We start from the raw sequence: 21,497 nt of genomic DNA, 5'->3' as shown, positions 1-21,497 counted from the left end.
AGTAGGGCCATCACATGGGCAACGGAAAAGGAGGGGACCCTATGGACGAACTGACGCAGCAGGAATTCGAAACCCTCCAGGTCCTGAAGGCATCGAAGGCACCCATTGGCGCAGGGGCACTCCAGGCGGCCCTGGCCGGGAAGAAGAGGAAGGTCAGCATCGCCACCGCCGGAAGGATCCTCTGGGAGCTCGAGCAGAAGGGCTTCGCCCGGCGGGAGGGCAACCGTGGACGCCGCCTCACCGATGCGGGAAGCGAGAAGCTCCGGGAGCTGCAGAGCCTCAGCGAACGCAACAGCCTGGCCCAGGAGCTGCTGGACCGACTCAACACCAGGGGGCCGAAGAAGATCCTCGATTCGCTGGTGGCCCGCCGTGCCATCGAGCGGGAGTGCGCCCGCCTCGCCGCACTGCAGGCGGACAGCGAGGACATCACCGAGATCCGCAGCTTCGTGGAGCTCCTGAACGGTCAGGAAGACGAGGACCGGATCACCTTTCTGGACAGGAAGTTCCACGAAGCCGTCGCCAAGGCGGGGAAAAACCTCATCCTGCTGGCGTCCATGAGGCTGGTGCGCCAGGACGGAGAGCTCCAGCAGGCCATCGCCCACATCCGGCGGTTCGGCTCCACCCGTATCGGCGGGGACCACGGCCCCATCCTCCAGGCCATCATCCAGCGGAACCCCGAAGGGGCCGAACAGGCCATGCTGCGCCATATCGACAATCTCGCCAGCGACGTGGAGCACCACTACCGCAGGGCCGAAGAGCTGGGAGACGGCACACCCCGGGTCATCCCCCGCTGACCGGAAGGAGCTCCCCCACCAGCGGCAGATGGTCCGAGAGCCGCCGGGAGAGACGCGATCGGTGGGCGTAACACCGCAGACGGTAGCGCTGGGAGCGGAGGTAGATCCGGTCCAGAGGCAACAGCGGCAGGCGCGCCGGGAAGGTCCGCCGGAGGGAACGCTCGGTGAACCAGGTGGTCAGGCGCTGCAGTCCGCCCTTGGTGGGGTGCCAGCCGTTGCAGTCCCCCATGAGCAGCGTCGGATCGCCGGAACCGCTCCGGAGGATCTCCAGCAGCATCTCCACCTGTTCCGCCCGTTCCCCGGCGCGCAGTCCCAGGTGGGTCACCACCACCCGGACGGTCTGGCCCTCCGTGTCGACCAACGCGTCGATGGCCCCCCGCGGCTCCCTGGTCCTGACGCTGATATCGTAACGCTTCACCTCCCGCACCGGATAGGCCGAGACCAGCACATTGCCGAATCCGCTGCGCCGCCAGAGGATGGTGGGGCCGAAGATCACCTCCATGCCCGGCAGCGCCTCCAGAAAGTGGGGCAGCTCGGCGGTCTCCCAGCCGTGGAGCTCCACCTCCTGCAGCCCGATGATCCCGGCACGGATCTCCCTGAGCACCTCGGGAACCTGCTCCACGCTGTATCGGCCTTCCCTGCGGATCGTCTGATAGAGGTTGTAGGTCACCGTCCGCAGCACCGGGGCGCGCACCTCGTCGGCACTCATCGCATCCCCCGGGCCTCACGGGCGCGCTTCTTCTCCTCCCGGCGGTTCAGCAGGCGCCGCAGCAGATATCCCATCCCGCCGACACCGAAGGCGATGCCCAGCAGGCCGAGGATATTCCCGGGGGTGGGATGCATCATCACATTCCGGAGCTGCTCGGTGAAGATCGTCATGGCCGCCACACCCGGCACCAACCCCAGCAGACTGCCGAGCATGAAGTCCCGGAGGTTGATGTGCGACGCCCCGGCCACCACATTGATGATCGTGAAGGGAGCGAGAGGAAGCAGCCGGATGACCGCCACGGCGGCGATGCCCTGCCGCGCCAGCCTTCGGCTCAGCCGGTTGATCCGCTGTCCGGCCAGCCGGCGGACCATGTCCCGGCCCATCTTGTGCCCCAGCATATAGCTGGCGTAGGCCCCCGCCAGGCTGCCCGTCATGGCCAGCGTGAAGGCATGGAAGGAATCGAAGACGAAGGCGGTGGCGACGATCAGCAGGGTCAGCGGAAAGGCCGTCAGGCTGCCCAGCAGGAAGACCCCGATCACCGCGGCATTGGAGCCGGGCAACCCCTGCGCCCGCTGTACCCAGCGGATCACCTCCTCCAGGTTGACAACCTCCTGGAGTCCCGTATAGCGCCAGGCCAGGGCCATCCCCCCAAGCAGGGCGGCGAAGAGCAGAAGCTGCAGCAACGGGCCCCGCTGCGCCCCTTCCCGCCCAGGTTCGGGCAGGAATTTCTCGAGGATCTCCTCCTTGGTCACCGGCCGCTCGGGATCGAGAAGCTCCTCGTTCAGCGGCACCACATCGAACCAGCGGGGAACGTCGACCTCCATGGGGTAGACATACTTGCGCTCCCCCCAGGGCAGCGAGGCGATCCCCCGCAGCAGCGATCCCTCGCGCTCCACCGCCTTCTGGAGCGCCTCCGGGGAGACATCGAGATGTTCACCGATCAGACGGTTCCGGAACGCCCGGATCGACTCCTCCAGCCGCGGATCGCTCCAGGCCTCCAGCGCCAGATCGCACTCCGTGTCGAGCCCCATGGAGCGGTTGTTCATGTTGGAGGTCCCTACCCGCAGCAGGGCATCGTCGACGATGAGCACCTTGGAGTGCACCTTGATCGCCGCCTCCTGTCCTTCACCGCCCCGGACTACGGGGAAGCAGACCTTCAATCGGCCATAGCGGTCGGCCTCCAGGAGGCGCTGGAGAAGACGCGAACCCAGACCGCCCATGGCCCCCTGTTCGAGAAGACCGAAATCGTGCTGCGCCAGCATCAGGAGGATATCCGGACCCTGGGGCGACTGGAGATGGTCGGTGAGGATCTCCTCCACCAGGGTGGAGGTGAGATACTGGTTCTCGATATAGATATACCCCTTCGCGGCACGGAGGATATCCCCACAGAGGGCCTCCACCTCGCGGATTTCGGGATATGCGCTGTGCGCCGGCATGGTCCGCGCTACGGCAACGCCGGCGTCGGTGATCTCCGGTTCGATCCGGCGGGGCCAGATGTCCCTGCCGGTGGGCCCCATCCGCCTGGGGCGCTCCCCCGTAGCCCGGTACCACCGCTCCCGGGCCAGCTCCTCCAGATGACGGGCCACCTCGCCGTCGGCCATGGCCTGGACATCGTGGAAGGGGCCATAGGTCTTCCCGCCGGGATCCCTCCGGAGGGGCTGCTCGAAAGGGTGCTCCGGCGTGTCCCAGCGGCGGCGGGTGAGGTCCAGTCCGCCGGTGAAGGCCACGGCGCCATCGGCCACGACGATCTTCTGGTGGTGCGAGGCCCCCACGGGGTGTTCGCCGTCGAGGTGGAAGTGCACCCTGCGGTGGGTCTTCCAGCCCAGACGGAAGACGGGGAAATTCTCCCGCTCCAGGGCGTAGATCATGGAGAAATCCCAGAGCAGCACATAGATATGGAGTTCCGGCTTTTTCGCCGCCAGGGTGTTGAGGAATTCGCTCAGCCGGTAGCGGGACCGTCCGGCCTCCGGGCCTCGCAACAGCGGCACCCGGCTGTCCATCTCCCAGCCGACGATGAAGATGGAGCGTCTGGCGCGCTGCAGCACCGAGACAACGGCCGAGAAGTAGGCATCGCCATCCACCAGAAAGGCCAGGCGGTGGGCGAAGGCTCGCTTCCAGCAGTTCCGGCCCTCTACGAAGAATGGATCCTCTGTGGTCATCACGGTCCTCCCGGCACCCCCTTCCTCGGGAACGGAGAAACGCCGTCCCTCTCCATCAGCGGTCGCAGTCCCAGTGCGGTTCGTCCCGTGTCAGAACCCGTGACGCTGTGGTACCTCCCAGCAGCGACACCACCCGGCGCTCCAGTTCCGCCAGGGTTTCGGGGAGCTCCGTACCGCCGCCGGGGGATTCCGCCACCAGCACGGCATCGGTGGTTTCGGGGGTCAGCCTGGTGCGCTCCGCCTCACGCCAGTTCCAGCAGCGGCAGACGGCACCGGCTTCATCCCGGTAGATCACCTCGCCCGGGGCGGGCGGGTCGTTCTCCTTTTCGCCCAGCGGAACAAAGGGTTCGTCGCCCCTGGCCCTGGCGAGCTCCAGACTTCCCTGCAGGGCGTCCAGATCCTCGCCGCCGCAGGGAAGCCGGTATTCCAGGGATACGGCATTGTAGATATCCACCAGCGGATTGATGGAGGGAATGGGCTTTCCTTTGCGAACCCTCCTGAGCAGGCTCTCGATGGAGGATCGGACCCCCTTTGGCGCCCCGAAGGCCCTGTAGGCCTCCCTCCAGGGGGCGATGTGCGGGTCTTCGGCCAGGGGGACACCCCTGTACTGCGCGCCTACCCGTTCGCAGGCCTCCCGCAGCATGGCCGCCGCAGGGTCCGATGCATGATTGGCGATACCCCGCACAACCACGACACCTATATGGGCTTCCGGGAAGAGCTCCCGGAATGTTTGCGCAATGTGGCATTCCATCGTTCCTGCACCCCTTCCGCAGGACGGTCATCTTGCATCCCGCTCCTGTATTGTAATACAGCGCGGGCTTCCTGTGAAAAGCTGTTTGTCAACGTTGCCGGATTGTCATACAATGCCCCGGAAGAGAGTAGAGCATTCCGCGCCCTCCTCCTCCACAGATGGAGAGGGCCGAAAGGTGGCTGACCATGACCGACAACAGGGTGACAGAGGACACACCCGGCGGGAAGCAGTGGCAACGACTCTATCAGCTGACGGAACAGCTGCGTGAAGCAGCCCCCTGGGAGTGGATGGCCGACGGCGACATCTTCGGTGTTCATTCGCCGGTGTCCGATCAAGTCAACTACTGCACCTTCCTGGGGAAGGCAGGCAAGATCTTCGGCTTCGCCGTCTACAGAGGCGACCGCGGACTGGTCAACTACATGCTGGCACAGCGGGGGCATACCCGCCAGACCCTGGAGTTCCAGCTCACGCTGGACCATCTGCTGCTCCTCTTCGCACCGGAGCGCATGCTCTCCGAGCGGGACCGGGCCACGCTGGTGGAACACGGAAGCGGTGGAGAGAGCGAACTGGGCATCCCCCAGTTCCGCTCCCAGCTGCCGCTGCAGAGTGACCGCTGGCTGAACTCGCAGGAGGCCGAGGACCTGGCGCTCACCCTGGAGGAAGCGCTGGCGGTGGCCGGAAGGGTGCGCAACGAGGAGCTCTCGCTCCGCGGCGAATCGGCCGAATACCTCCTGGTAATGCAGCAGGAGAAAGAAACGGGGCAATGGAAAGAAACGCGGCGGCGCGGCGCCGTTGACGCCGGCCCCTATCTCGCTCCGGAAACCGTACTGACCGACCAGGCGAAGAAGGCGCTGAACCTCTTCCCGGAAGGGACGGGGAGCTGGCAGGTCGACACCTTCGTCACCCCCGCGCAGATCAACGAGGACCCCCTGCGCCCCTACTCCCCGCTCACGATGATCGCTATCGACAGGGAGGACGGGGCACTCGTCGGTGCCGACATGGTCGGCCCCGACGAGGAGATCGGTCAACGTATCCTCGAGCGCTTCGCCGGTTTCTGCATCGAACAGGAGGCGTGCCCGGCAAGCATCGAGGTGACCTCACCGCTGCTGGCCTCCAGTCTGAAGCCCCTCATCACGGAGAAGGGGATCACCGTGGACAAGCTGAGCGATCAGGGGGACAAGCTGAAGGAAGCCCGCAACGCCCTCATCCGGCGCTTGATCGGAGAGGATTTCGCCTGTCTTGTTATCCGCATGGGAGCCGTTCGGGGACTACTCCTCGCCTTCGACCTCGACGACCTTGCCGACCTGCTCCTCTTTCTTGGGGAGACGTACAGATACAACACCGTTTTTCACAGTGGCCTTCACATTGTCGGGGTTGACCTCCAGCGGAAGATTGATGCTGTAGTTCAACGCCGAACGGCGTTTCCGGCAGTGGTAGGTCCGCGCCTCGCTTTCGTCGCACTCCTCTTCGACTTCCTCTTTCGCCTTCACGAAGAGCTTGTCGGCGAAGGAACGGATCTCGATATCCTCGGGCTTGTACCCAGGCGCATCGATGGAGACAACGAGTGCATTGTCCTCCTCGTACATCTCCATGGGGAACTCCCTGTTCGCCATGGAGAACACATCCGAAACGCTCTTGAACATATCCTCCACTTCCGGAATGGTAAACATCGACGGTCTACGATACCTCTGCAGCTGTCTCATCTTGGAACTCCCTCCTTGATCGCTGTTTTGCGAAGGAGCTCTCTCCTTCGTTTGCAGGGTCATCATAGCCTATTGGTTAGTTTTAGTCAAAGATCAGATAAGGTCAATTTCAGGCGCTGGCGGCTTGTTATGGACAGATAATGCCGTTTTCGGGCGGAATTCGTACCGAATGCCCCTTATTTGACCTACTGACCAATCCGGCCACATGACGTCACAGAGACAACGTAGAAGGTCGCACGGCGCACCACACCGGCTGCCGGACGACCTTCCGCCGTATCCGCACAGGCTCTCTCGAACAGCGCCGGGATACCCCGCGCTATACAGTCTCCGCCGTTCCCTTCAAGGCGTCCGCAATCTCCTGTGCACGCAAAGGATGCACCCCGATGGCGGCGAGCTCGCGGCGGTCCTTTTCCTCCATCCGGGAGAGGCCGTCCGTCACGGCGGCGATCCGAAAATCCCGTTCGCTGGCCTCATAGAGGGTCGTACGGGGGCAGTTGGGATAGTTGGAGCCGCAGACCGCCAGGGTAGTCACCCCGAGACGGCCCAGCAGCCCCTCCAGGGGCGTTCTGTAGAAGGCGCCGAAGCGCGGCTTGAAGACCACGAACTCCTTCGCTCCCAGCCGCTGGACGCCGCCCCGCAGCAGGAGCCCCTCCTCCAGCCGCACCTCTCGACGGGGCTGCAGCTCCTCGATCAGCCGGACACCCTCCGTCCCCGGCTCCAGATAGACCTCCCCCCGACGGAGGGCATCCCTCCGACAGCGGTCGGCGTTGCTCCCGTCGGGCAGATAGAGCCGCACCACATGGACAACGGGCAGCCCCGCCGACCGGAAGGCCTCCACAAGCAGCCCCAGAACCGCACGGAGCGGTTCGTTCTCCGGACGGGCACGCTTCCCGTCCCGGAAGAACTCCCGCTGCACATCCACCGTCAACATGGCGGCACGGTGCCATACAGGCATTGTGGCTTCATCCACGGCAAGACACCTCCTGCAATAGAACAAGCATAGCGTTCGCCCCCGCAACCAGGACAGCTCGACGGACGTTTCTCCAGGCTCTACAGGGACTCCCCTTCCAGGAGAAGCGGAAGGCGCTTCCGGGCCTCCCGGTAGCCTTCTTCGACCAGCTGCGGGAGCTGGTCGGTGTCGAAGGCGTTGAAATCGGAGAGATCCGGGGCGATCAGCAGATCCACCGGCGACCGCTCCAGTGTGGAGGCGTGGATCAGCTTGACGCTGGCGACATTGTGCAGCAGCTCGATGATATTGCCCGGTTTGCTCAGCCGGTGGCGGGCGTAGAGGTCCACACCGATGGTCCTGTCAACGCAGAGCCGCCGGAGGGAGTGGACCGGCACATTCTCCACCAGGCCGCCGTCGATGAGCATCCTGTCGTTCATGGTCACCGGGGCGAAGACCCCGGGGATACAGGTACTGGCCATGACGGCGTCGCCCACGTCGCCCTGGCGGAGCACCACCTTCTCCCCCGAACCGATGTCGGCGGCCACAATGGCCATGGGAATCGGAGCCTCCTCGATGGTCACCTCGCCGAGAGCGCGGTGCATGACATCGCGGATCCGTTCGTTGGAGAGCAACCCGTACTGGGAGGGCGCGAAGCGGGAGACGGAAAACCAGTCGATCTCTTCGGCGATCTCCAGCAGCTCTTCCCAGCTCTTGCCAAAGGCATAGAGCGCGCCGACCAGGGCGCCGATGCTCGTTCCGGCCAGGGCGTGTATGGGGATCGACGCCTCCTCCAGCGCACGGATCACGCCGATATGGGCCCCACCCAGCACCGCGCCGCCTCCCAGCGCCAGTCCGATGCGTTTCTGTCTGCCATTCATGTCCCCCTGTCACCTCCCGGCGGGCAATCACACACCCGCTTTCCTGCTGTATTGTCCCACGACAGCGGAGAAGAGGAAAGCGCTGGGGCCGATCCCTTCGGGAAGGACAGCAGCGCGCCCGCGACGTAGTACGTCGCGGGCGCGCCGTGGTGCGTGCATCTCTTCGACTGTTGCCTACCGGAGACTCAGGGGCACACCCAGCATGAGCTCGCGGCCCAGGGCGGTGTCGGTGTAGCCCTTGAAGCGGAGGAGCCGGTAGCGTTCCGCCTCCAGGGTGAGCACAAACTCCTGCACCTGCCGGCCCTCCTCCAGATCGCGCCGGCCGTGGCCGACCCGTTCGCTGCCGCCGACGCCCTCGGCGTAGATCTCCCAGTCCAGGCGCATCGGCATCGGGCTGTCCAGCTCCAGCGCGACGGTGTACTCCTGTCTGCCCACCTCATCGGAGAGGGCGGTTTCCGGGATCTCCGGGGGCAGAAGACGCTGATCCCGGAGGGTCACTCCCATACCGGCCACATCGACATTGAGCATGGGCAGGCCGCCGACCCGGACTGGGTAGCTCCCCGTGGCAACCCGGTGGGGGAGATAGAAGGCATAGGTGCCGGAGCCCTCCGCAGAGAGCGGAACCCGGGCTTCCCCTTCGAAGAGCGGGCTCTCCAGCAACACCGCCGAATCCGGCTTCCCGTTGAGAAACAGCGTCACCTCTTCACCGGATTCGTAGCGCTGTCGGTCGCTCCGGATGCGGATGCCCGTGGCGGGATTCACGTAGAGGGCGTCCAGCACGATGGCGCTGCCGTTCTCATAGTAGAGGCCGTAGACAAGCTTGCTCCCCCTGAAGGAGACGGGGATCTCCGGCACCGTCACCGTGGTGTCCTCGGAGGTCAGGACAAAGGATCCCCTGTCGGTGAAGCCGCCGAAGGTCACCCGCCAGAAGAGGGGAATCGGCTCGCTGTTGTCCTCCAGGTGGACGGCGAGCTCCAGCGAGGCCGTCTCCCCGGGTCGGTAGAAGGGCTTGTCCAGCCTGGGGGTCACCTCGACGGGCCTGGCGTCCACGACGACCGTGAAGGTCCGTTCCACCCCGCCCACGGAGAAGCGCAGCGGCAGATTGCCGCCCGGGGCGTCGGCCGGGATCTCCAGGTTGAAGAGGAGCTCCCGGCTCTCGCCGGGACGGAGCGACAGAGGGCGCTCCTGCCTGGGGATGCCCGGCGCCTCCAGGACACAGCGGGGGTGCCCGGAGAGGTCGCCGCGGTTCTCCACCACCAGCCGGCAGCGTCCTGTCTCGCCGGCGCGCAGCGTTGCAGGGCCCTCCAGGGCCGCGATAACCGGGGTGAAGGGCTCCGGACGCCCACTGGCCTCCAGGGCTTCCAGCCGCAGCGACACCCTGGGTCGGCGCTCCGGCCGCAGCGCCACCCTCCGGCTCTCCGGCAGGTAGCCCTCACGGCTCACCGAAAGGGTGTAGATCCCCGTCTCGATGTCGCTGAAGCTCGCCTGTCCCGCTGAGGTGGAAAGCGAGGTGTGCGTGTCGGACCCCTTCCTGAGGGTCACCTCGGCCTGGTCCAGCGCCGCGCCCCCGGATGCAGCCACCGAAACGGCCACGGAGCCCTTGCCCCGGCCGATCCGTTCGTCCAGGGGGATGGTCACCAGCACCGATTCCTGATTTCCCGCCACATTGGCGGTGAGGTCGCGGCGGTGGTAGCCCTCGGCCTCGGCCCGGTAGCGCCGGCGGTCGAAGCGCGTTTCTGTGGTGAGGCGCACCTCGCCGTCAAAGCCGGTGCGCCCCCGGAGGTCGCCCCCCTCGTAGACCCGGGCGCCCGCCAGCGGCTTGCCGGTAACGCTGTCTGTGACCTTCACGGTGACCCGGCTCTCCTGTTTTTCGGGAACGAGATAGAGCTCCCGCAGGAGTTCCCGACCGCCGAAGATCGGGGGATGCCAGTCCCCCGCATCGAGGTAGCCCGGCGCCACCACATTGAGCCGCCGGTTGCCGTCGCCCAGCGCGGCCGTCGTTCCGCCGCCGAAGAGCCGCCAGCCGCCCTGCCCGTAGAGATCGGCCCCGGCGTTTTCCACCGGTTCGCCTGTCAGGAGGTCCAGCACCCGGATATGCTGGGCGCCGCGGCTCGGCCAGAGGGCGTAGGTGCGGGTGACATCCTTGCCGGGATAGGCCCTGGGATAGAAGGCCCCGATGCCGTGGTGACCCGGCATGTTGATCTCCATCCGCTCGTTGTCGTCACCGCCCTCCACGGTAAAGACGCCGGTGGCGCGCCGCCAGTTCCGGGGATCCCAGAAGGAGCTCACCGGACCGATGACCTTCCCTGTCAGGGCGTCCACCGGACGGACGGTGACGGTCCCCAGACGCGGCCAGAGAGCGATGTCCCTGCTGACCAGACGGCCCGGATAGGGCCGGGGGTAGAAGGCGCCGGTGTCGTGGTAGTCCACGTGGTTGATCTCCGTCCGGTGGTTGTCGTCGTCGCCCTCTTCCGTAAAGGCCGCCGGCGAATCGCCCCAGTCCCGGCGGTCGAAGTAGGTGGAGACCGGCTCGACAGGGTCGCCGGTGAGGGCGTCGTGCACCGTAAAACGGATCGCTCCGGTGGTGGGCCAGAGGTAGATGGAGCGCTCCAGCGTCCTTCCCGGCACGGTCTCCGGGTAGAAGGCGCCTGTCCCATGGTACCCGGTGGCGTTGAAGTCGGTCCGCTTGTGGCCGGGCTCGGCGGTGACGGTCATGACGCCGCCCTCCACGGGACGCCAGTCGCCCCGCTGGTGGTAGCCCGCAAAGAGGGGGAGCCGTTCCAGGGTGAGGGCGTCGTAGAGGTGGTAGATGATACGCCCCTCCTTCGGCGTGAGATAGATCTGGCGGGCCACCCTCCGACCCGGATACCCGGCGGGGTAGAAATAGTCCGTCCCGTGGTAGCCCGGGGCGTTGATCTGCAGCCGCTCCTTCCCGTAGTCCGCCGGACGGCGCAGGATGCCGCCCACACGGATCCGCCACTTGTCCCGTTCGGTGAAGCCCCAGAAGCGGTCCAGCTTGTTGCCGGTAAGGGCGTCCCGCACGGTGTAGACTGTCTCGCCGTCTTTGGGCCAGAGGAAGATGCGGCGGCGGCAGGTCATCCCGGGATAGGTGGCGGGGTAGAAGGTGCCGCTGTCGTGGTAGCCCGGGGCGTTGAACTGGGTCCGGTGGTTGCCCCCGTCCGCCTCGAGACGCACCGTGGCGCCCGCTGCGCTGTGCCAGCCGCCGTGGCGGTAGCTGAATCCCTCCAGCGGCTCCCCGGTGACGGCGTCGTAGAGGTGGTAGATCACGTTGCCCCTGCCCTCCCGGGGCTCGGCGTCCTTCCGCTCCAGCACAAAGCGCCACTCGCCGGGCTCCTGGGCCCGGCCAGCATAGATCTGGGTCTTCCCCGGGAGATAGCCTTCAGCCGACAGCTGCACCTCGTAGCGACCGAGGAGCAGCTCCTCGGTAAAGCCCCCGTCGGGGCCGGTGCGGATCAGCTTCTTCTCGTCCTTCCCCTGCTGCAGCAGCACCTCCACGTCCGGAATGGGGGTGCCGGCATGGTCCACCACCCGTCCGACAAAGGGTGTGCGGTGTTCGATGAGGTAGACCCGCCGGCGCTCCGGCGGGGGAGAGGCGCTCTGGAGGAAGAACTCCGTCTCCTGCTGGATAAAGCCCTCCTTGAGGAAGCGAAGCTGCTGCCGTCCGTTGGCAAGCCGCAGGGTCACCCTCCCGTCTGCGTCGGTGGCGCCCCGGGAGACCCACTCGTTCCCGCTGCGGACCAGGACCTGCACCCCCTCCAGCGGCTCCTCGGTCTGGAGATGCGCCACCTGCAGCGGAAGCGTCCGCTCCGCGGGATGCAGGTAGAAGGTGCGCAGCGTCTCGTCACGGTGGCTGTAGAAACACTCCGTCTCCAGCTTGCGGTAGCCCTCCCGGTCGAAGACCAGGGAGATCCGCCCTTCGGAGGTGTCGAACGCCGCCCTCCCTTCGACGTCGCTCTTTGTGATCTCCTCCTGGTCGTTCCACCGATGCCGCAGGGCGATCTGCACATCCGGCAGCAACTCGCCGGTCACCAGATCCCGGACCTCCAGCGGCAGCGTGCCGGTGCGCTCCTCCAGGAGATAGTAGGTGTCGGTGCGTCCCCGGGCATTGGCGCTGTGGAAGAACTCGGTCTCCTGCTGTCGGTAGCCGTCGCGTTCGAAGGCGATCTTCCAGCGGCCCGGGGCGAGATCGAAGCCGGCCTCGCCGTCCACGCCGGTGGTCGCCTCCCTCTCTCCGTCGCCGCGGGCCTGCTCCAGACTGAGGGAGACACCGCTCACCGTTTCGCCGGATTCGTAGCCCAGCACCCTGACGGTGCAGGGGAAGCGCTCCCGGCGGAGGTAGTGATTCTGGGGCGCGTCGCTCCAGGGACCGTGGCGGAGCTCCGTCTCCAGCGTCCGGTAGCCCCGCTTCTCGGCCCTGAGCACCCACCGCCCCTCGGGGAGCTCGCCCGTTACTCGCCCCTGGTCGTCGGTGGCGAGGCTCCGGCGCTCCTTGCCGCGCTTCTCCTCCACCGTGAGGGAGACCCCTTCCAGGGGCAGATCGCCGAGGAATGAGCGGAAGACAAGGGTGAAGGGGTATGCCTTCTTCCGGAGGTAGAAGCTGTGGGTGGTGGGACGCCGGCTGGCGTAGAGCTCCGTTTCCAGCTCCCGGTAGCCCTCCCGGCGCACCCGGGCCTTCCACTCGCCCCGGGCGGCCACCCGGAAGACCCGCTCCGCCGAAGGGATGTGGTCGAAGGAGACCCGGTCGCGCCGGTGTTCCAGCACCACTGTGGCTCCAGGGAGCGGTTCGCCGGTGACGGCGTCCCGCACGTCGAAACGCAGGGCGTCGCGGCGGACCACCAGATCGGAGCGCAGCGAGAGCCCCTCCAGAACCTCCAGCCGGAACTGTTCGCCCGAGGGGACCCCCTCGGTGACCACGCGGACATCGTATCTCCCCGCAGGCAGGGCCATGCTGTAGCGCCCGCTCCGGTCGGCCGTGACGGAGAGGTCCCGCTTGCCGTGGACCGCCAGCTCGGCGAAGGGAACGGGCTGTCCGGTCACCTTGTCGCGGACCACGCCGTGGACCCGCCCCGTTCCGGCGCTCTCGCCCCTGGGCACCAGCTGCCAGAGACCGGCCTGTCCGGAGGCGGAGTCCAGTGTCGCGGCCGTTGCGAAGGTGTTGTAGCCGGGGGCGGTGATCTCCAGGTTGAAGGCGCCGGCGGGGAGCCGCACGGCGAAGTCGCCCCCGGCGTCCGTCACCGCCTCGTAGACCATCTCTCCCAGGTGGAAGGCCAGACGGGCCTCCGGCACAGCCTCGCCGCTGAAGAGATCAACCACCCGGCCCGAACAGTCGTGCGTCGGCCCGAGGAGAGGAAAGTGGGCCTGTCCCCGGCCGATCACCCGTCCGGCGGACTCCACGAAACACTGCACCGTGGCCTGTCCGGAGAAGGCCTCATCCGGGAGCGCCAGCGTCACCTCCTCCTCGAAACGTTCCTCCACCCGGGCGGACCGCTCCGTCTCGGCCAGGACCCCGCCCGCGCTGTCCACCACCTGGAAGCGGAGCGTGGCGTTCACCGGCTCGCCGTAGGGGTTCGCCCAGGCGAAGGTGAAGGGCAGTGCGCCGCCGGTGCGGAGGGGCCCGTCGCCGATATCCGGGGACAGGACGGCCGTCGTCTCCGGCTCCTCGGTGTAGAAGCCCTTGGAGCCGGCGGCCAGCTGCTCGCCGCTCCCGGCGTCGTAGACCTTGACCCAGAGCCGGTCGATGCCGTCCTTGTTCACCACCGGCAGCGTGAGGGTGATCTGCTCCTCCCCGTCTGCGGCCACGGTACGCTCCACACTCTGCTGATAGAGGCCGCGGTCCTCGGCGTAGCGACGGTTGTGCGGGAAGCGGTAGTCCACACGGAGGTTCCGGTCCGTGTCGCCGTGGTTCCACAGATGGATGGTGAAGGTCCCCTCCATACCGAGCAGATAGGTATCCAGATCGCTCTGAACGGAGAGGTCCACCCCCCTCCTGTCGATCTCCGCCAGGGGCTGGACATTCCGGCAGGCCACGTAGCCCTGGTAGTGGTCCCCGGCGTGGATCCCGTCGGCGGTCTCCACCGAGTAGGAGAGTCTGAAGTACCCGGGACGGGGGAGAGGGACCCCGCCCAGATCCACCCGGGCCGTCTCCATGGGCGGAATCTCCGCCTCCTGCACGGGCAGGGCGGTCTGCACGCCTTCAGCGTCGGTGATCCGGGCCTGCACCCGTACGGAGGGGTCGAAGAAGAGGTTGCGCACCTCCAGGGTGAGGGGGATGGTCTCCCCGCCGGCGACGGGCACCTCTCCCGCCAGTGCCGCGTCCACCGTATCCCGGAAGAGGAGGTACTCGCTCTCCGTCCCCTGGTGGTTCACCTCCGCCCAGTCCAGAAAGAGCGTGGAGGCCACCACCCGCCCTGCACCGAGGGGATAGGCCAGCATGCAGGGCTGGCCGTTCTTCGTTCTGGTGAGCCAGATCTCCGCCGCCAGGGGATAGCGGAGGAAGTAGCCGTCTACGCTGACGTCGGGGTGTTCCTCCTCCTGGGAGGCGAAGGCCCCGGCAGTATGGGTGATGGCGGCGGAAGCGAAGTGACAGCTCTGGTCCTCCGCCCAGCCGTACCCCTCCAGACCGCCGGGGAGCATCCCGAAGAGCCTCCCCCGGGGCTGGGTGAAGGAGACCAGCGTGCCGCCCTGCTCCACATAGGCCGCCAGCCTTCCGGCCAGAACGGGTGAGGTGGACCAGTGGTCCAGTGCGCCGGAGGGGATGATCAGGAGGGGGAACCGCGCCAGCAGCGAGGGGTCCGTCCAGCCCCGGACCAGCGTCGCCGGGTGTCCCGTCTGCGAGAGCAGCGCCAACACCCCGCGGGCCGAGCCGCCGCCCAGGACGGCGATATCCGGTGCGGTGGCCATCTGCAGCATGATCTCCCGGTAGGATGCCTTGCTCTCCCGCCACTCCTCGGCACTGAAGGCGGCGTCCTCCGGCATGGCCATGCCGTCGAGGACGCCGATCATGTCCAGCATGAACCCCCGGGCCACCGGGTCGAGCTCCGGCACCTGGTAGGCCCTGTGTCCCTCCAGCGCCCGGTCCGCTGCCAGCAGCCAGGTCATCACGTCGTAGCCCTTCCGGCGCGCCCCGGCGTAGAGGGCCCGCTCCCCCCGGCCGGTGAAGACCACGCCGGGGGCCACGTTCCGTGTGTCGTCGGGATGGTCCGCTCCGGGGCGGGAACCGCCGAGATCGCAGTTCATGGGGTCCTCGATGCAGTTGTCCACCCGCTGGTGGCGCTCGGCCCAGGCCATGAACCCGCCGAAGATGGCGTCGGCGCAGCTGTCGAGAAAGCCCTTGACCTTGGAACCCACCACCGGCACATTCCCCAGTTTCGTCACCTTCAGACCGATCCGGGTGACGCTCTTGTAGGCCGTGGCGCCGAAGATCACCCCGCGCATGGCCCTGGTCCGCCCCTCGCTGAGCTGGGCCTCTTCGATCTCCTTGTCCTTCTTCTGGACATCCACGTAGAGCCCCGCCGCGTCCATCACGTCGTCCAGGGTGGAGACATGCTGGGCGTACTGGCCGAGCACCGCCTGGGCCTCGTCGCCCTGGGTCAGCCCCCTGTAGAGATCCACCCCCTTCACGGCCTCGTCGAAGAAGGTCTTGAGGTTCACCCCCACAAAGGTGACGCCGTTCTTCCCGTCCACCGTGACGCCGACCTCTTCCAGCGCCGCCGGGTCGATCCCCTTCAGCGCCTCCCGCAGCTCCTCCGCCATCTGGGGGGTGAGCATACGCCCGGGGAGCAGCAACGGCGCGTCCACCGGGGCGTCGGGATACTGGCGCCGCCACTGCTGGAGCCTTTCGTAGAGCGCGTCGGCGTCGCTCCCCAGACGAACCAGATACGTGGAGGGCTTGCTGTAGAAATCCACGATGCCCCCCACCAGTCCGGGCCCGGCCGCCGCAGCGGGCAGCACCGACCCCACCAGAACCGCTATCGTCATACAGACCACCAGCAGACGCTTTGCCATATGGAGCACCCCTCTCTTCGCGTTCCTCCCGGATGACCCTATCGCTCGATGCTTTCATTGTAGCAAATTATCGCCGCTTTGCATCAGACAGAAAGGCGGGATTTTCGCAACAGGAACCGTCACACCGCGGGGAAACCGGGGAATCCGGGGAAAACGCAACACAGCCTGCGTCACAAAGGAGTATGATAGGAGCACCTCCGAGCCGCGGAACCGGCGACCGGGAGGCTCCGGGGAACACACCGGGACACCTTCCCTGTGGCAACCTGTACCGCACTGCCGGGGATGCCCGGGCACATCATGCTCTACGTGGGCGCCTACCGCGGCAGGGCGCTGGCGCTCCACAATCTCTGGGGGATCAAAACGGAAGACAGGGGGAGGGAGGGACGGCATATCATCGGGCGCTGCGTCATCAGTACCCTGGATGTAGGCAGGAGCCTCCCCGACCATATGCCGGGGAGGCTCCTCATGGACCGGATCGACAGAATGGCCTTCCCGACGGAACCGTAACGCCGGGACGGAAACGGTCTACCGGAAGACCGCCCACATCCGCGCCAGCTCGTCCTCCTCGGCGCGGATCTCGGTGTGGTGCGTCGCAACGCCGTCACGCACCAGGGTGAGCCCCGCACCATCGGCGACCTTCCCCACATCTGCGGCGGGGATGCCGAGCGCTTCCAGACGTTGCAGCGTATCGTCCACATGATCCGCCGGCACGGCAGCCACCAGAGACCCGGAGGAAAGCATCCCCAGAGGATCGAACCCGAAGGCCTCGGCGAAGCGCGCAATGATGGGACGCTCCGGCAGCCGCTCTACCTGGAGCTCCAGGTGGACCCCCGAGAGGGTGGCCATCTCCAGGGCCGTCTCCCGCACCCCACCGCGGGTCACATCATGCATGGCGGTGGCGCCCTCCTCGGCGAGCACCATGGCCGAGGCCACCACGCTGATCTCCTCCACCAGCGCCGCGCCCTGGGCCAGCTCCTGTTCGGTGAGGCCGAACCGCCTTCCCTCATCGGCGAAATCCGCCGCCAGGATGGAGGTCCCCTCCACGCCGGCGCCGCGGGTGACGACGACACGGTCGCCGGGACGGGCGCCGCCGGTGCGCACCACCCGACGCCCCTCCGCCGGGGCCATGGCCGTCACCGCCACCACCGGCCTGGTCACCCCGGAGGAATACCCCGTGTGCCCGCCGACGATGGAAACGCCGATCTCCGTGGCGGCGCCTTCCGCCTCACCCATGATCCGGCCCACCAGCTCTGTGTCTTCCTTTCCCGGCACCAGCACAAGAATCTGGGCCCACCGGGGCGGCACGCCGGAGGCGGCGATATCGTTGCAGGCCACATGCATGGCGAGCCATCCGATGCCGGTCACCGCACCGACAATGGGGTCTACGTGGGAGAGCAGCAGATCGCCGCCCACCTGTGTCATCGCCACATCCTCGCCGAAGGCTGCCCCGAGGAGCACCGCCGGATCATGGGCCCCCTGGTCCGTATAGGGAAACACAACCTCTTCCAGGGTCTTGAGAGAAAACTTCGACATCGCGCCCACCTTCTGCTTCAGAATGATCAACTGCTTCCTTCTATGGCAATAAACACCGTCACAGCCGGATTGAACAGTACCAGAGGGAGGAGACCCGCCGGGCATTCTGGCACAGCTCCACGCCGCTCTCCCGAGGATTGCGGGGAAGCGGACGCTCTGGTAGGCTTTGTCCATCCAGAAGCGGCGGCACGCAGCGCGACCACAGCGGGGATTTGCATGGCCATTCACGCCAGGGAAGACGTGCGTGAGGATTGTCGCCTTCCACTCTTGAAGGGGGGGTCCTCTGTGGGCCCAGACTGGATCAGAAGCACCACCCGCCGACTCTTCGATTCGCTCATGCGGATCGACACCGACGAGGAGACCCTGCTCTCTGTGGACCAGCGGTTCGCCCTCTGGCGGGAACGCATCCTCCGTGTCGTCTACACCGTCATGATCGTCGCGGGACTCCCTGCCTACCTTCTCGGCATCTACGCCGCGCTCAACAACGGGATGTTCGCCAATGCAGCCGTCTACACCGCCGTCTACATCACGCTCGCCGTCCTGGCCTTCCGCCGGACGCTCCCGCTGTCGCTGCGCATCTACGGGGGGCTGGGGATCTTCCTCCTGCTGGCCTCCGTGGCCTTCCTGAAGGTCGGCCCCACAGGCAGCGGCCGAGTCTGGTTCTTCGCCTTCACCATCGCCACCACCGTCTTTCTGGGCCTCAGGAAGGGACTGGCCGCCGTAGGCGCCGGCGCGCTGCTGTTCCTGCTCCTGGGGTGGCACTTTTCCGTCCGGCCGCCGGCCTGGCCGAGCGGCGCCGCCTTCCTCCCCGACGAATGGTTCGCCACCGGGGCGACCTTCCTCCTTGTAGAGATCCTCTCTGTCTTCTCCGTGGGCTGCCTGATCTCGCTCCTGATACAGCAGCTGAACAGGGAAAATGCGCTGACCGAGGAGCTCCGTCACTCCCTGGACGACCGGGAGATGCTGCTCAAGGAGGTCCACCACCGGGTGCGGAACAACCTCCAGGTCATCTCCAGCCTGCTCACCCTCCAGACGGACACCACGCTGTCCCCGGAGGCCCAGGCGGCACTCCGGGAGAGCCGCCAACGCATCCTCGCCATGGCCTCGATCCACAACCTGCTCTACCAGAACCCCTCCTTTTCCAGCATCGATATGGACCGCTTCGTCGACGAGCTGGTGCAACGCCTGCGGCAGAGCCGTCTGGGTCCGCAACAGCATATCTCCGTCACCCGGAGGATCGATACGGCCTCCGTACCCGTCGGCATCGCCGTCCCCTGCGGTCTGATCCTCAACGAGCTGGTCTCCAACGCCTTCCGGCACGCCTTTGCGGAGCGGACCGAGGGGCAGATCCGGATATCCCTGCTGGAAGAAGGCGACAGCTACATCCTCGAGATCCGGGACAACGGAAGGGGATTCCCCGAAGAGGGCTTCGAAGAACATCTCGGGCTGACCATCGTCCACGCTCTGGCCGAACAGCTGCGGGGGACGGTCCACCTGTATTCCGAAGAAGGGGCGGAGGTACACATCGCCTTCCCCCGGGCGGATCAGCAACGGCCGACCCATCTGCGACAGCCAGCCCCATAAAACCGCAAAGGAGAGACCCCATGCACACAGACCCCGTACCGATCATCCTCGATGTCGATCCCGGCCACGACGACGCCGTGGCCATGATGCTGGCCCGGGCCGACCCGGCCGTGGACCTCCGGGCCGTCACCGCGGTGGCGGGCAACCAGACGCTGGACAAAACGGAGGCGAATACGCTGCGCCTCGCCTCCGTCCTCGGCCTGGGGGATATCCCTGTAGCCGCCGGTATGGACCGGCCGCTGGTGCGGGAGCAGATCACCGCCGGGGAGGTCCACGGCGACGGCGGCCTGGACGGCGCCGATCTCGACAGACCGGCCTGCGGCCTCGACCGGCGCCACGCCGTGGATCTCATCATCGAGCTGCTTCTCACAAGCTCCGAGCGGCTCACCCTGGTGCCCACCGGACCGCTGACCAACATCGCGGCGGCCATCCGCAGGGAGCCCGGGATCGTCGAGCGGATCGAACAGATCGTCCTCATGGGCGGGGCCTACGGGCTGGGGAACGCCACGCCCTCGGCGGAGTTCAACATCCATGCCGACCCCGAAGCGGCCCATATCGTCTTCTCCTGCGGCAGGCCGCTGGTGATGATGGGGCTGGACATCACCCGGCAGGCCCAGGCGACCCCGGCGGTGGTGGCACGCATGCGCGCCCTGGGGAACCCTGTGGCCGAGCTCTTCGGCGACCTGGTGACCTTCATGGACGACCGGATGCGGCACCGCTTCGGCTGGGAGGGACCGCCGCTGCACGACCCCGTCCCCCTGGCCTGGCTCATCGACCCCGCCGTGGCCGAACTCGCCCCTGCCGCGGTGGAGGTGGAACTCCGGGGGGAACACACCTACGGCCGGACCTGCTGCGACCTCTTCGGCGTCACCGAAAAGGAGCCCAACGCCGAGGTAGGCGTCTCCCTCGATACGGAACGCTTCTGGGGGATCATGGAGCGGGCGCTGCGCTTCTACGGCTGATCGCCCGCCACAGCTACCCCAGATGCTGCCGGGCCGCTCCGACCAGGAAAAAGAGGAGGACGGCGCCGGCGATCCGGAGGGCGCCGACCCGGCCGTGCTCCACAGTGAAGTCCTCCTCCCTATCCCAGGAGGTCTCCCCGTTGCGCTGCAGCCTCCGGTAGGCCACGACGCAGGTGAAAATCGGCACAAATGGCAGCCCGAAGCCCAGCCCCCGGAACCAGACCTTGAAGCTCCGGGCGAAGGCATTGGCCGGAACGACATCGCCCCCCCGGGCGGCCAGCCTCACCCGGAAAAGCCACTTCCCCGGCGTGGTCCCCCAGGTTCCGATCATCCAGGCCTCCACCGGAACGTAGACACCGAGAAAGAGCACGTTGACGAGCACGGGGTGGAGCCGGGCCGTCCACAGCGCGAAGGGCCCCCACAGGAGCAGGAGAAAGAAGACCATGGAAAAGAGCGAGTAGTCCGCGCAGCGGGCCCAGAAGCGCACCCAGGGGCGCGGCCGGGCGGGATCGAAGGCCTTCCTCCGTCCCATCACGCCTCCCGGCCGTTCCCGCCGGCCAGGGCGGCGATAGCTCCGGCCATGATCCTGGTGCTGGTAACCATACTCTCCACAGACCAGCATTCGTCGGCCTCGTGCATGTTGGAGGGCTCGCCGGGCATCAGGGGACCGAAGGCCAGGATGCCCGGCATCGCCTTGGCGTAGGTCCCCCCGCCGATACACATGGGCCGGTCGTCGGTCCGGCCGGTCTCGGTCCGGTAGGCCGCCAGCAGCTTCCGGACCAGCTCGGCGTCTTCCGGCACGTAGAGCGGTTCGTCGACACGCCGGAAGTCGATGGAAAAGCCTGCTTCCCCGGCGGACCGCTCCAGGATGGGCACCATCTCGGCGGTGCTGTGGCTGACGGGGAAGCGGGGGTTGATGGAGACCTGCAGTTCCCCTTCCTCCATCCGGGCCATCCCCATGCAGACCGAGGTGTAGCCGGAGCTGTCGTCGTAGCGGCAGACCCCCAGGCTCTCGCCATGGTGCTCCGTACCGACAAGCCGGTCCAGACCGTCCAGGGCCCTCCGCTGCTCCCCCTCGACACCGAGGGTACGCAGCACCCGCACCAGCTGGGCGATGGCGTTGACGCCCTGCCCGGGACGGCTCCCGTGGGAGGGGACCCCCTGCATATGGAGACGGGAACGGCCTTCCCCGAGCTCCTCCGCGGCGAGCTTCGCTCCTTCGGGGCCCCTCCAGCTCTCCACGGTGTGGCGCAGACGGCCCTCCCAGCCTTCGGGGAGACACACCACCGCCTCCGCCGTATCGGGAACGGAGTTGGCGGCCACGCCCCCCTGCAGCGACTCTACCTGAACGCCCTCGCCAGGCCGGAAGGGGGCGGCGATCCCGGCGATGATGATGCCCTTCTCGCCGTTGATCAGGGGGTACTCGGCGTCGGGGGTGAAGCCCGCAACA

Annotated in this window: 14 protein-coding genes; 4 read left to right on the top strand and 10 right to left on the bottom strand. The window is 67.0% G+C overall.

Features of this window, described 5'->3' with window-relative positions; all coding sequences use genetic code 11:
* Positions 1 to 41: 41 nt before the first annotated feature.
* Positions 42 to 794, top strand: coding sequence for an FCD domain-containing protein (locus K9L28_02335; protein ID MCF7935169.1), 753 nt, complete (start codon positions 42 to 44; stop codon positions 792 to 794).
* Here K9L28_02335 and K9L28_02330 read toward each other — a convergent pair.
* The 7 genes from K9L28_02330 to K9L28_02300 all read right to left on the bottom strand — a co-directional run bounded on the left by K9L28_02330 (position 781) and on the right by K9L28_02300 (position 15,968).
* The gene (locus K9L28_02330) at positions 781 to 1,503 is read right to left on the bottom strand and encodes an endonuclease/exonuclease/phosphatase family protein (GenBank protein ID MCF7935168.1); all 723 of its coding nucleotides are present in this window, start codon (positions 1,501 to 1,503) and stop codon (positions 781 to 783) included. The genes K9L28_02335 and K9L28_02330 overlap by 14 nt on opposite strands.
* A complete protein-coding gene (locus K9L28_02325; protein MCF7935167.1) occupies positions 1,500 to 3,662 on the bottom strand; it encodes a VTT domain-containing protein in 2,163 nt (720 codons plus the stop codon). Before K9L28_02325 ends, K9L28_02330 begins: the two co-directional genes overlap by 4 nt.
* Before the next feature lie 55 nt (positions 3,663 to 3,717).
* Positions 3,718 to 4,413, bottom strand: a complete 696-nt coding sequence (locus K9L28_02320; protein ID MCF7935166.1) for a hypothetical protein — start codon at positions 4,411 to 4,413, stop codon at positions 3,718 to 3,720.
* A gap of 1,268 nt (positions 4,414 to 5,681) precedes the next feature.
* Positions 5,682 to 6,116 (bottom strand): Hsp20/alpha crystallin family protein, encoded by a 435-nt coding sequence (locus tag K9L28_02315; GenBank protein MCF7935165.1) that lies wholly within the window; start codon positions 6,114 to 6,116, stop codon positions 5,682 to 5,684.
* A gap of 316 nt (positions 6,117 to 6,432) precedes the next feature.
* Positions 6,433 to 7,086, bottom strand: a complete 654-nt coding sequence (locus K9L28_02310; protein ID MCF7935164.1) for a cysteine hydrolase — start codon at positions 7,084 to 7,086, stop codon at positions 6,433 to 6,435.
* Between the two features lie 80 nt (positions 7,087 to 7,166).
* Positions 7,167 to 7,943 carry a patatin-like phospholipase family protein gene (locus K9L28_02305; GenBank protein MCF7935163.1) on the bottom strand — a complete coding sequence of 259 codons (777 nt, stop codon included), beginning with the start codon at positions 7,941 to 7,943 and terminating at the stop codon, positions 7,167 to 7,169.
* A 174-nt stretch (positions 7,944 to 8,117) separates the two neighbouring features.
* Entirely contained in the window at positions 8,118 to 15,968 is a 7,851-nt protein-coding gene (locus tag K9L28_02300; protein MCF7935162.1) for a carboxypeptidase-like regulatory domain-containing protein, read from the bottom strand.
* 255 nt (positions 15,969 to 16,223) lie between these two features.
* Here K9L28_02300 and K9L28_02295 point away from each other — a divergent pair, with 255 nt between their 5' ends.
* A complete protein-coding gene (locus K9L28_02295) occupies positions 16,224 to 16,475 on the top strand; it encodes a hypothetical protein (GenBank protein MCF7935161.1) in 252 nt (83 codons plus the stop codon).
* An 18-nt stretch (positions 16,476 to 16,493) separates the two neighbouring features.
* On the opposite strand, the gene K9L28_02290 is transcribed toward K9L28_02295, so the two are convergent.
* Positions 16,494 to 17,501, bottom strand: a complete 1,008-nt coding sequence (locus K9L28_02290) for a hypothetical protein (GenBank protein MCF7935160.1) — start codon at positions 17,499 to 17,501, stop codon at positions 16,494 to 16,496.
* Positions 17,502 to 17,786: 285 nt separating this feature from the next.
* Here K9L28_02290 and K9L28_02285 point away from each other — a divergent pair, with 285 nt between their 5' ends.
* Positions 17,787 to 19,085, top strand: coding sequence for a sensor histidine kinase (locus K9L28_02285; protein ID MCF7935159.1), 1,299 nt, complete (start codon positions 17,787 to 17,789; stop codon positions 19,083 to 19,085).
* 20 nt (positions 19,086 to 19,105) lie between these two features.
* Complete coding sequence (locus K9L28_02280) at positions 19,106 to 20,047, top strand: nucleoside hydrolase (GenBank protein ID MCF7935158.1); 942 nt, start codon at positions 19,106 to 19,108, stop codon at positions 20,045 to 20,047.
* Between the two features lie 13 nt (positions 20,048 to 20,060).
* Here the strand turns inward: K9L28_02280 and K9L28_02275 are convergent, their stop codons facing one another.
* Positions 20,061 to 20,579, bottom strand: coding sequence for an RDD family protein (locus K9L28_02275; protein MCF7935157.1), 519 nt, complete (start codon positions 20,577 to 20,579; stop codon positions 20,061 to 20,063).
* A partial coding sequence (locus K9L28_02270) for a M20/M25/M40 family metallo-hydrolase (protein ID MCF7935156.1) occupies positions 20,579 to 21,497 on the bottom strand: 919 nt, incomplete at its 5' end. The genes K9L28_02275 and K9L28_02270, both read right to left, overlap by 1 nt.

The sequence above is a fragment of the Synergistales bacterium genome (genome assembly GCA_021736445.1).
Taxonomy (GTDB): Bacteria; Synergistota; Synergistia; order Synergistales; family Aminiphilaceae; genus JAIPGA01.
Note: the sequence above shows the minus strand (reverse complement) of the source record. Positions and strands in the feature narration are given on the sequence as shown.